Origin of the sequence: uncultured Escherichia sp. (assembly GCF_948475835.1) — a bacterium.
Classification (GTDB): Bacteria; Pseudomonadota; Gammaproteobacteria; order Enterobacterales; family Enterobacteriaceae; genus ECMA0423.
The window spans coordinates 1-12,003 of sequence record NZ_CAOLGM010000132.1 but is presented as its reverse complement, the minus strand read 5'-3'; the positions used below and the strand labels follow the sequence as shown (position 1 = coordinate 12,003).

The 12,003-nt window shown below is 52.7% G+C and carries 7 protein-coding genes and 1 pseudogene; 1 reads left to right on the top strand and 7 read right to left on the bottom strand.

Annotated elements, in window-relative coordinates; all coding sequences use genetic code 11:
• Nucleotides 1-266: 266 nt before the first annotated feature.
• The gene (gene gltP / locus QZF50_RS19805; protein WP_000835799.1) at nt 267-1,580 is read left to right on the top strand and encodes a glutamate/aspartate:proton symporter GltP; all 1,314 of its coding nucleotides are present in this window, start codon (nt 267-269) and stop codon (nt 1,578-1,580) included.
• 77 nt (nt 1,581-1,657) lie between these two features.
• Here the strand turns inward: gltP and yjcO are convergent, their stop codons facing one another.
• The 7 genes and pseudogenes from yjcO to yjcS all read right to left on the bottom strand — a co-directional run bounded on the left by yjcO (nt 1,658) and on the right by yjcS (nt 11,817).
• Nucleotides 1,658-2,347 (bottom strand): Sel1 family TPR-like repeat protein YjcO, encoded by a 690-nt coding sequence (gene yjcO, locus QZF50_RS19800; protein WP_000719886.1) that lies wholly within the window; start codon nt 2,345-2,347, stop codon nt 1,658-1,660.
• A gap of 93 nt (nt 2,348-2,440) precedes the next feature.
• The gene (fdhF, locus tag QZF50_RS19795) at nt 2,441-4,588 is read right to left on the bottom strand and encodes a formate dehydrogenase subunit alpha (RefSeq protein WP_001300547.1); all 2,148 of its coding nucleotides are present in this window, start codon (nt 4,586-4,588) and stop codon (nt 2,441-2,443) included.
• Between the two features lie 181 nt (nt 4,589-4,769).
• Complete coding sequence (gene mdtP, locus QZF50_RS19790; protein WP_000610575.1) at nt 4,770-6,251, bottom strand: multidrug efflux transporter outer membrane subunit MdtP; 1,482 nt, start codon at nt 6,249-6,251, stop codon at nt 4,770-4,772.
• A pseudogene (gene mdtO / locus QZF50_RS19785) lies at nt 6,248-8,298 on the bottom strand (multidrug efflux transporter permease subunit MdtO). The gene mdtP and the pseudogene mdtO overlap by 4 nt, the downstream one beginning before the upstream one ends.
• The gene (gene mdtN, locus QZF50_RS19780; RefSeq protein WP_000446348.1) at nt 8,298-9,329 is read right to left on the bottom strand and encodes a multidrug efflux transporter periplasmic adaptor subunit MdtN; all 1,032 of its coding nucleotides are present in this window, start codon (nt 9,327-9,329) and stop codon (nt 8,298-8,300) included. Before mdtN ends, mdtO begins: the two are co-directional and overlap by 1 nt.
• 18 nt (nt 9,330-9,347) lie before the next feature.
• Nucleotides 9,348-9,623, bottom strand: coding sequence for a YtcA family lipoprotein (locus QZF50_RS19775; protein ID WP_001297587.1), 276 nt, complete (start codon nt 9,621-9,623; stop codon nt 9,348-9,350).
• 208 nt (nt 9,624-9,831) lie between these two features.
• Nucleotides 9,832-11,817: an alkyl sulfatase YjcS gene (gene yjcS, locus QZF50_RS19770; RefSeq protein WP_001307516.1), complete on the bottom strand. Its 1,986-nt coding sequence runs from the start codon at nt 11,815-11,817 to the stop codon at nt 9,832-9,834.
• Nucleotides 11,818-12,003: the final 186 nt, after the last annotated feature.

Sequence of the window (12,003 nt, the reverse complement as noted above, 5' to 3'; positions counted from 1 at the left end):
AATCAGTATTATTGCAGATTAAACAAATAAAAATCTTTCCATAACAAATGGTTATTCATTAATCCTGCCATAAACTCGCGTTATTATGCATTAATGCAGCGAAAAGCTCTGTTGTTAAAGGGTTGCGCAACATACCGCGCAAATGATACTGATCATAAGCGTTAAAAAAATCTACAAACCAACGCAACACAATTCATGCCCTGGCAGTATGTCACGTTCTCGCGTTTCTGAACGGGGAACGGCGCTCCATTGAGGAAGTTATTCTGATGAAAAGTATAAAATTCAGCCTGGCCTGGCAGATTCTGTTTGCTATGGTGCTGGGCATTCTCCTGGGAAGCTACCTGCACTACCATAGCGACAGCCGCGACTGGCTGGTCGTCAATTTGCTCTCTCCGGCGGGTGATATCTTCATCCATCTGATCAAAATGATTGTTGTGCCGATTGTGATCTCCACGCTGGTGGTGGGTATCGCGGGTGTTGGTGATGCCAAACAGCTCGGGCGTATTGGCGCGAAAACCATTATTTACTTCGAGGTGATCACCACCGTCGCCATCATTTTGGGGATCACTCTGGCGAACGTCTTCCAGCCCGGTGCCGGGGTGGATATGTCGCAGCTGGCGACCGTCGATATCTCGAAATATCAGAGCACTACGGAAGCGGTACAAAGCAGTTCCCACGGCATTATGGGCACGATTTTGTCGCTGGTGCCGACGAACATTGTGGCGTCGATGGCGAAAGGCGAAATGCTGCCGATCATCTTCTTCTCGGTGCTGTTTGGTCTGGGGCTTTCCTCCCTGCCCGCGACGCATCGTGAACCGCTGGTGACCGTGTTCCGCTCCATCTCTGAAACCATGTTTAAAGTGACTCACATGGTGATGCGTTATGCACCGGTGGGTGTGTTTGCGCTGATTGCGGTGACGGTGGCTAACTTTGGTTTCTCTTCTCTGTGGCCACTGGCGAAACTGGTGCTGCTGGTGCATTTCGCCATTCTGTTCTTCGCGCTGGTAGTGCTGGGAATTGTGGCGCGCCTGTGCGGGTTAAGCGTCTGGATCCTGATTCGTATTCTGAAAGATGAGCTGATTCTGGCGTACTCCACTGCCAGCTCTGAAAGCGTACTGCCGCGAATTATTGAGAAGATGGAAGCCTACGGAGCACCGGCGTCGATCACCAGCTTCGTGGTGCCGACCGGTTACTCTTTTAACCTTGATGGTTCGACGCTGTATCAAAGTATTGCCGCTATTTTCATCGCTCAGCTGTATGGCATTGACCTGTCCATCTGGCAGGAAATCATTCTGGTGCTGACGCTGATGGTGACCTCGAAAGGGATTGCTGGCGTGCCGGGCGTGTCGTTTGTGGTGCTGCTGGCAACGCTGGGTAGCGTAGGTATTCCGCTGGAAGGCCTGGCGTTTATTGCTGGTGTTGACCGTATCCTCGACATGGCGCGTACTGCGCTGAACGTGGTGGGTAATGCGCTGGCGGTGCTGGTGATTGCCAAGTGGGAACACAAATTTGACCGCAAAAAGGCGCTGGCTTATGAGCGTGAAGTGCTGGGCAAATTTGATAAAACTGCGGATCAATAATTGAAGATTGCCGGGGTTATCCACCCGGCAATGTGTGGATGCCTGATGCGACGCTGGTGCGTCTTATCAGGCCTACCTTAACCGTTGGTTAATTTTTCAAACTCTTCACACCCGGTATCAAACCCTTCCATACAGCTCAGGTTCAACCAGTGCAGCGCCTTTTGTTTGTTCTTCTCGATAAAACCTTCCTCACCGTTTAAGAACATCATTCCCGCCCAGTACTCGGAATAACCGGTTCGGGAAATTGCAGAGCTGCGTTTGAAATACCAGGTTGCCTTGTCATCGTCGGCCTTAATGCCCACGCCGTTGGCGTAAATCAAACCAAGCAGCATTTGGGCATCGACGGCGGAGTCATTCTCCAGATCTTCCGAGGCGTTTTCTAACAGCGAAATCGCCTTTGGATAATCCGGTTTACCCGCTTGAGTATTTACCAGAATATGCGCCAGCGTTACTTCACCTTCTTTACTGCCCGCTTGCGCCGCTTTCTCTGCAAGAACTTTTGCTTGTGGATAGTCCAGACTGACCGGATTGGTGATTTTGATCTGCGCCAGCAGCGCGCAGGCATCAGCATCACCGCTGTCGGCGGCTTTCTGTGCCCAATATTCGGCTTTGCTCAAATCGCCGGAGCTAAACCAGCTGTCGGCAAGAAAATATTGTGCGCGTCGGTCCCCGGCCTCTGCTGCCTTTAAATACTGGCTGCCAGGCTCGGAGTCGTTCGCGTGGGCAAAGAATGTCAAAAACAACATCAATGCGATAATTTTTTTCATTTTGATAATACGATTGGGTAGGGAGTAACCAGTATAAAGAGTTCGAATGGATAAAAAAACAGCCTCCGAAAGGAGGCTGTAGAAAGGACTGTATTACGCCAGTGCCGCTTCGCGCAGGCGAGTTTTCAACTTGTTGTACTCGTCAATCACGTACTGCTCGGCGGCGCGCTGATCGGCGATCGGCTCGACGCGCACGGCGCAGTATTTGTATTCCGGCGTTTTCGTAATCGGGCTTAAGTTTTCGGTAACCAGCTCGTTACAGGCACCAATCCACCACTGGTAGGTCATGTAAATCGCCCCTTTGTTCGGACGATCGCTGACCTGCGCACGGGTGATAATTTTGCCTTTACGCGAGTGCACCCAAACCAATGCCTCATCTTCAATACCCAGACGTTTGGCGTCTTCGGTATTGATTTGTGCGTAGCCAGGTTCATCAGCCAGCGCCGCCAGTGCCGCACAGTTACCGGTCATCGAACGGCAAGAGTAGTGACCAACTTCACGCACCGTTGACAGTACCATCGGGTACTCGTCGGTGAGTTTGTCGATTGGCGCTACCCAGTCGCAGGTGAAGAACTGTGCCAGACCGTTCGGGGTATCAAACTTCTCTTTAAACAGATAAGAAGTCCCCTGATCGGCATCTGAAGTATCGCGGCAAGGCCACTGAATGAAGCCCAGTTCGCCCATTTTCTCGTAAGTCGCACCGTAGAAATCCGGGCACAGATGACGCAACTCATCCCAGATCTCCTGGGTGTTGTTGTAGTGCATCGGATAACCCATACGGGTGGCGATTTCACTGATGATTTGCCAGTCCGTTTTCAGATCCCATTTCGGTTCAACTGCTTTGAAGAAACGCTGGAAGCCACGGTCAGCCGCAGTAAACACGCCTTCATGCTCGCCCCACGACGTTGACGGCAAAATGACATCCGCCGCCGACGCGGTTTTGGTCATAAAGATGTCCTGAACGATAACCAGTTCCAGATCTTCAAAGGCTTTACGTACTGCCGACAGCTCCGCGTCAGTTTGCAGCGGATCTTCGCCCATAATGTACGCGGCACGCACTTCGCCATGCGCTGCGCGGTGCGGCAGCTCGCTGATGCGATAACCGGTATGAGCAGGCAGGCTTTCCACGCCCCAGGCTTTGGCGAATTTCTCGCGGTTAGCCGGATCTTTCACGTACTGGTATCCCGGATACGTATCCGGCAGCGCGCCCATATCGCAGGCACCCTGCACGTTGTTCTGACCACGAACCGGGTTTACACCCGCATGCGGCTTACCGAGGTTACCGGTCAGCATCGCGAGGCTGGTCAGAGAACGCACGGTTTCCACGCCCTGGTAGAACTGGGTTACACCCATGCCCCACAGGATGGCGGCGCTTTTCGCCTGGGCATACATCCGTGCCGCCTGACGAATCTCACTGGCGCTGACGCCGGTGATATCTTCAACCGACTCCGGCGTGTAGCCTTCAACGATTTTACGATACTCTTCAAAGCCTTCTGTACGGGAAGCGACGAACGCTTTGTCGTACAGATTTTCTTCAATAATGACATGGCCCATCGCATTCAACAGCGCGATGTTCGAGCCGTTTTTCAGTGCAATGTGCATGTCAGCAATGCGCGCGGTTTCAATTTTGCGCGGATCGCAGACGATAATTTTCGCCCCGTTACGTTTAGCGTTAATTACGTGATTCGCCACGATTGGGTGGGAATCCGCCGGGTTGTACCCGAAAACGAACACTAAATCGGTATTATCAATTTCGTTAATAGCATTGCTCATTGCGCCATTACCGACCGATTGGTGCAGACCTGCAACCGATGGGCCGTGTCAGACACGAGCGCAGCAGTCAACGTTATTGGTACCAATAACGGCGCGCGCAAATTTTTGCATTACATAGTTGGTTTCGTTACCCGTACCACGCGAGGAGCCGGTCGTCTGGATGGCATCCGGACCGTACTTCTCTTTGATGGCGCTCAGGCGCTCGGCAACGTAATTCAGTGCCTCATCCCAGGAAACAGGTTCGAGTTTGCCGCCACGCTGGCGACGGATCATGGGGGTTTTCAGGCGTGGGGTCAGGATCTGGGTATCGTTAATGAAATCCCAGCCATAATAACCCTTCAGACACAGGGTACCCTGGTTGGTTTTCCCCTGCGCTGCCTCCGCCCGGACGATTTTGCCGTTATCGACGACCAGGTTGATTTTGCAACCTGATGCGCAATAGGGGCAAACCGTGACGACTTTTTTCATCGGTCTCGCTCCAGTTAATCAAATCACGCATACGCGCTCTCGACTACAGTATGCATCTTTTATGCCACATTTTATTTGGGGTCATTCCCTGATATTACGGGCACTATTTATTCAAAACTCTGACGAAAAACAGGCTGTCGTCAGTTTTGACGTGACGAAACGAAATACCGCGTGACAGCCATCACGCGGCAGACATTTTATTTTTCTCGACGACGGGAGCCGCCTGATACCCGCCGCCCAGCGATTTCATCAACTGAATGCTTTGGATCACCCGGCGGCTGTCCAGCATCAGTAATGACATCTCTTCGGCAAGTACTGGCAACCGGGCTTCAGTGGCCTGTAAGCGGCTGGTTAAGCCGCGCTGATAGGCGGCCTCGGCAGCGCGCTGGGTGAAGCGCGTTGCTTCCACGCGTTCAGCCTGCATTTCTCGCTCGTCGTTGAGCGTTTGCAGACGCGTGCCGTTGACGGCAACGTCACGCACCGCGTTCAGTACTGACTGGTTGTAACGTTCAATCATCATGTTGCTGGCGGCGCGCGTGCCTTCGAGATTGGCATTCAACCGTCCACCGTCAAACAGCGGCAATTTCAGACCCGGGATGAAGTTGAACTGGCGACTGGTTTTTTTGAATAAGGTATCCAGGTGGATGGCATCAAGGCCGAAAAACGCTTTGATATCAAAGCTCGGGTAGAACAGCGCCCGCGCGGAATCCACCTGATCTAATGACGCCTGAACATACCAGCGCATGGCTTGCAGATCCGGGCGTCTGGCGAGCAACTCATAAGAGAGTGTCGCCGGAATGCCGGTCTGGACTCGTGGTAATGCCACCGGTTTGATCTCCGGCATATCGCTGGCCCCCGCGCCAATCAATGCACGCAGAGATTCTCGCGTTTCGGTGATTTGCCCTTTGACGGCAGCAATTTGTTTATCGACCGCCAGAATCTGTGCCCGCGCGCCGTGGAAAGGCACTTGTGCTTCCAGACCGTGCGCCACTTTACTCTGGTGCGCTTTCACCGCGTAATCAATCACATCGCGAGTTTGTTCTAACAGATCGAGCATCTGATAGCTGGCCTGCATACTGTAATAAAGCTGCGCTACGCCCGTGGTCAGCGATAGCTCTACTGCTGCGGTTTCTGCCAGCGCGGCATTATGCGCGCCAATGGCGGCGGCAACCGCTGAGCGATGCACACCCCACAAATCAAGATCCAGTCCGGCAAACAAACCTACTGTGGCTTCCGTATAGTACGGCCCGTCCATACCCAGTGCGGGCGCATCCATCGCATAAGGGCTTAAAAAGCCGTTCGCCGAGACGCGTTGGCGGTTGAGCATCCCTAACGCTGCGACCTGTAATTGTGAACCGGCATCTAACAAATCGGCCTGGGACTGCGCTTTTTCTTCCCGCAGTTTCGCTTCGGCGAGGGTGTGTGAACCACTTAGCGTCCGTTGGATCAGCGCATCCAGCTGCGGGTCATTGAGTTGTTTCCACCACTGCGCCTGCGGCCAGCCGGAGCTGGCAAGATGAATATCGTCGGCCAGTTTGATTTGTTCCGGTTTGAGCTGTTGATGAGGTGCAGAATCCTTACGTACCAGGGCACAGCCGGAAATCAGCGTCGTGCTGCCGAGAATGCTGCACAACAGCAGACGTGAAAGTTGACGATTGATCATTGCGTGGCTCCTTGTGCCTGTTCCGTGGCGGGCGTTAATGCCGGGGCTGTCCAGTCTGGCAAGCGGGCGAAAAGCTGGCAGACGTGTTGCTCCTGTTTTAATAAGGTGGGCAGGATGGCCTGCGAGGCGGGTGTCTCTTCAAGCGTTATTTGAGGAGAACGGCTGAGTGCGGTTGCCAGACCGGCAGCGTATTTCTCCAGGGCGTCGGCAAACTGAGCTGCTCTGTCCGGCTGTAGTGCGTTATCCAGCGCCTGCGCCGAGTTCCAGGTGGCATCCCAGGCGTGAAGAATATCGCGGCCCTGACGAATAACCGTTTGCGAACGTTCAATCAGTAAGGCGCGTTCTTCGCTGTCCAGTTGACGCTCCAGCGCCACGCGTTGGCACATCTCTTCACAGGCATTAAACGCCGCATGCAGACCGATACGAATTTGCAGATAAGTGCGCAGAGCCGTGACTTCCTGCTGGCGTGGGATCCGCATTACTTTACTTAACATACCCAGCGTGCCAGCCAGTTTTTGCGGCAGTGTGCGGCTTCACTTTCAGGCCAGACAAAGGTGTAAATCACCGCGGACACCACGGTACCAATGATGATACCCATGGCGCGATCGCGAATTTCCACCAGGTCGTACACCGGGCCAAAAACGTTTTCGAGCGTGGCGAGCGCGAAGGTGACCACCATCTGTGTGCCGATATAAGAAGAGCGTTCAGAGCTGGTGGCAATCCATGCGCCCAACAGGAAAATCGGTGCCAGCACAAACAGCAATTCGACAATATTGTCCAGCCAGGGCATGACCAGTAGCGTGAATAACAGCGCCAGAATCGCGCCGCAAAAGGCCCCGCCAAAACGCAGCACCATCTTCTGGTACGACGAACCGACATTTGGGTTAGCGACGATCACGCATGTCAGCATACAGGTGTGAATGCCTTCCCAGTCCACGCCGCTGTAGAAGGTGTAACAGATCAAACAGGCGAGCAGTGTTTTTACCGCGTAGCGCATATAGTCTGGATTGGTAAAAGCATCGGCGACCATTGATGGCGGTTTGGCGGCGGGCGTTGGCGGCGTATTCGGGTCCATCTGGCCCAGTTGTAACAACGTCTGGCAGATATTCTCCAGGTTACATTCCCGTGCCGCCATCGCTTCACTTTCAGTGATCCGCCAGTCGCTTTGCCAGCACTGACCTTCAGCAACGGCATGCTGCAGCTTATTGATTTCTGAGGCTAATTTTTGCCGAAATTCAATAATTGCCTGAGAATCAGCAAAAGAGGTGGGATCGTAGCGATTCAGCGTCGAGTAAATGTAGGTTACCGTTGCCACGCAGCTTTGCCACCATGCGCTTTGAGTTCGCCAGTTGGCATCGTCCGCGAGACAAAAGACATTCAGTTTTTGCAGCGCCAGCGCCTCTCTTTCAATCCGCGTTTCGGGTAGCGGTGCGAGGCTGTCCGTCAGGTGACTAATGGCATCATCAAGCCGATCATTAAGCGCTTGATGCATTTGCGTAATGGCACGACTGGGAAACCACAGCACGCCGATTAACGTCATCAGCAAGGTTGGATAGAGGCCAACAACGATACACCACAGCGTTAAGCGCACGACCACTTCCGGATAGTCGAGCATGGCGGGGAAGGTTTGCCCGTAAATGGCGACAATGGCGACAGCGAAAAAGACCAGTCCCAGCCGATGGGTGCGCATCAAAAACATACAGCCCATCAGGATCGGCCCGGCGATGATCAATCGGATCAACGGTTCGCCGTATGACCATTTGTAGATCAAAAACAGGCTGCCGATCTCCAGCACCGTGGCAACCACAAACAAGATCGCGACAAATTTGGTGTAAAACGCGTTCGACTGAATACCGTAAAACAGCACTGCCAGCGATAACGCCACAAAAGGGATCTCAAAAGTCATCGAGATCAGAATCACCAGCAGGCAGCCTACCCAGAGTTGCACGATCTGCGGCACGCGGCCTGGTCGCCGCTCGCTTAACTCTTCATGAAAGAACGCCAGCAGCCTGACCACCGGTAATGGCAGGGAGTTGAGCGCGCTCATTATTGCGGCTCAAGATTAGCGACTGCCGAAGCGCCGATGCGGAACATTTCCGGGTCAGGTTTATCGACCATGATTTTGACCGGAAAACGCTGGGCAACGCGGACCCAGTTAATAGAGCGAGAAACTTTCGGCAGGCCGCCCAGCACCAGGCCGCCGTCATCCGGTAGCACGCCGTAGCCAATCGAATCCACTTTACCCTCGAAGGTTTTGCCGCTGTCACTCATCAGGCGAATCGTTGCGGGTGTACCTGAGCGAATATTTTTCAGATCGGTTTCGCGGAAGTTGGCGATCACGTACCAGTGACGAGTGTCGATTAGGGTAAAAATAGGGCGCATGGCAGAAGCAAATTGCCCGACGGAGGTTTTGAGGGAAATGACCCGGCCATCAAACGGCGCGCGAACGGTCGCCATTTCCAGATGAAGTTTGGTCAGGGCAATATCCGCTTCGACCGCCGCACGTTGCGCCACCAGCGCATCGACGCCGCTGACGGCGCTGGCGGCTGACTGCGCCTGTAACAATACGGCATTAAGATCGGCTTCTGCGGCGCGCTGCGCAGTTCTTGCACGGTCAACGTCTTCCGCTGAGACAAAACCCTCTTTCAGTAATGGCTCGGTGCGGCGTAATGTATCTGTGGCCTGTTTCGCGGCGGCACGGGCTTTTTCTACCGTGGCATTAATCGAGTCGGCACCAAACTGTTGCGCATCAACGCTACGCTGGGTGAGCATAATTTGCTTATCCAGCGCCGCGAGGGAGGCTTCAGCTTTCGCCAGATTGGCTTCGAACGGGCGCGGGTCAATGCGGAACAGCAAATCGCCCTGTTTGACTGCCTGGTTGTCGGTGACCGCCAGTTCTACAATGCGGCCGCTGACTTCCGGCACCACATCAATGGTATCTGCTGACGCGTAAGCGTCATTAGTTGATGGCGCACTGTCTACGCGCCAGATAACGAAAACAAGGGCAACCAGCGCCAATGCAACCACTAACAGAGCAGGGAATTTACTGCGAGGAGCTTTTTTCGGCGTACTTTCCATGAGCGCGTCTCAAATAGATTAGAAAAATGCCAGCCAGAACAGCATGGCGTAGAGAGCAAAAAGGGCGGTATAAATAATTCCGACAAATGCCAGATTGATATTTGCCCGCTGAATAACTCGCCTCGTGATGAGCATCAAAATAAGGCTGGCAATGGCGCAGAAAAACCAGCTGGGATAATAAGCACCGATCACCGGGATTGCCGGAGATAATGAGCATCCCGAAACCATGAAGACGGGAATTATCCAGGCTGTTTTTTTGAGTTGCATCGCCATGCGAGAGAGAACTGTTGGCATATTAAATACATCCTGTCTGCTGCGAACAATATCTGTAGTGAATGTCAATATCCATTGAAGGCGTCAGTATGGCTATTTTCTCGATGAATAAAAATAGCTTTATTCAGCCACCGCATTCATAACTTATATATTTTATTTATTAATTGGCTGTATATATTTTTAAAATAAATGCTTTTGGGGGCTTCAGCACCCCCAAAAGCGAGTGACATTAATTTGGGGTTACGATATTCACCCACAAATCGAAATTATCCAGACAGGCGATAATTTCTTCCAGTTTCGCGCCATTGCCAATAATTTTGGCTTTCTTCGCTTTTACCAGATCCGCCATTTTGGCTTGCCCGGTCAGCACGGCGTGCAGATCTTCACGGCTGATGTAGAAAGAGGCGTCAGCTTGGGATTGCAGTGTTTTACGGTAGTTAAGCACGCTATCGTTCAGCGTCAGGTTGAGGTTATCGCCATTGCTCATATTGAAGTTCAGGCTGATATTTTTACCCGCGGCTTTCGCGCTATCGAGGCGAACGGACATAAAGTCGAACAGCATTTCGACCGACATCCCGCGAATGGTGTCCGGGGAACCGGTGGTGCCGTGGCTGAACTTATGCACCCCTTCGCGCAGCTCTTTCGCGCCGGTCAGGTAGAAACCGCGCCAGGTGGCGGACTCGGCCTGATAGCCCAGCTGTTCAAAGTTATTCGCTTGCAGATTCTTCGCGACCTGGTCACCCGGGTTGGCGGCAATCACCTGTTTCAGCAGTTCTGCCGACCAGCGGTAATCACCTTGCTTGTTCGCTTCTTGCGCCAGGTTGATGACACGGGCAGAACCGCCCAGCGCCTGCACGTAACGTTTACCCATCTCCACCTGACCATACGGATGCAGGTTAGCCGGGTTACCGTCGTAATAGCCAAGATAGAAGTTATACACCGCGCGGGCGTTGTGGCTGACAGAACCGTAATAGCCACGGCTGGCCCAGTTATTGGCAAGTGCAGGCGGCAGTTTAATCATGTCGCCGATTTCATTCATGGTGTAGCCCTGGTTCGCCAGGTGCAGGGTCTGGTCGTGAATGTACTTGATAGTATCGCGATATTTACCAATATAATCATTGATATGCTTATTGCCCCAGACCGGCCAGGTGTGCGGCATAAACAGGACTTCCGCGTCGTTACCCCACATATCCAGCGTTTCGTTCAGATACTCGGTCCACTTGCTGGTGTCGCGGGTTTTCGCGCCGCGCAGAGTGTAGAAGTTGTGCAGGGTATGCGTGGCGTTCTCGGCGGTACACAGGGCTTTCAGGGCCGGAATATAGAAGTGCATTTCGGCTGGCGCTTCGCTACCTGGGGTCATCAGGAAGTCAAACTCCAGGCCGTCGATAATCATCTTCTCACCGGTTTTGGTGATGGTTTTGTTCGGTGCGATGATGCTCGGGTAGCCCGATGCCAGCGTTACGCCAAGACCATTGCCGATGTTACCCTGAGGGTTATGCGCCAGCAGCAGGCCGTAGGAGTAAAGTGCACGGCGGCTCATAATATTACCCGCCAGTACGTTTTCGCTGATGGCTTCGTCCATAAAGCCAGCAGGGGCGATAACCTGCACTTTACCGGATTTCACATCAGCTTCAGAGATAATGCCTTTCACGCCGCCATAGTGGTCGGTATGGCTGTGGGTATAAATAACCGCAACAATCGGTTTTTGCGGGCGATTTTGGAAGTAAAGGTCAAGGGCGGCTTTTGCGCTCGGTGGCGTCACCAGCGGGTCGATGACAATAATCCCGGTATCACCTTCGATAAAGGTGATGTTGGAGATATCCTGACCGCGAACCTGGTACATTCTGTCGGTGACTTTAAACAGGCCGGAAATACCGTTTAACTGCGACTGACGCCACAGGCTAGGGTTAACGGTTTCGGGCGCGGGCGCATTGATATCAAATTTATAATCTTCCCCGCGATAATATGGTTTGCCATTAGCATCGCGCAGAATACCTTCATCCAGCAGCGGAGCGATAAATCCACGCTGAGCGTCGTCAAAATCCTGACGATCGCTAAACGGTAATGATTTGGCGTAATTCTGATTAACCTGTTGGGTATATTGAGTGGCGGCTTTCGCTTCATCTGTTGCGTAAGCGGTATTTACCATCATGCCGCTGGCAGCAGTTAACGCAATAACAATCCTGCTCAAACGGAATAACCGAGAGTTATTCATATAAATCTCCATTTATCATTTGTGTCGTAAATATGTAATCCATGCAAAATACGTCATTTAAAGCTGGCGTTATCATAATTGGGAAATTGCGACTTTAATAAGTGGAAGTGTGAGCGGAACGAGCCATTTTATTAGGCATTTGTGCTGAAGAGGGAAAATTACGCGAATTTATTATCTCTGTAAATA

Coding starts and splice junctions, on each gene's coding strand:
- yjcS (WP_001307516.1), bottom strand. CDS start 11,817: ATGAATAACTCTCGGTTATTCCGTTTGAGCAGGATTGTTATTGCGTTA.
- yjcO (WP_000719886.1), bottom strand. CDS start 2,347: ATGAAAAAAATTATCGCATTGATGTTGTTTTTGACATTCTTTGCCCAC.
- gltP (WP_000835799.1), top strand. CDS start 267: ATGAAAAGTATAAAATTCAGCCTGGCCTGGCAGATTCTGTTTGCTATG.
- QZF50_RS19775 (WP_001297587.1), bottom strand. CDS start 9,623: ATGCCAACAGTTCTCTCTCGCATGGCGATGCAACTCAAAAAAACAGCC.
- mdtP (WP_000610575.1), bottom strand. CDS start 6,251: ATGATCAATCGTCAACTTTCACGTCTGCTGTTGTGCAGCATTCTCGGC.
- mdtN (WP_000446348.1), bottom strand. CDS start 9,329: ATGGAAAGTACGCCGAAAAAAGCTCCTCGCAGTAAATTCCCTGCTCTG.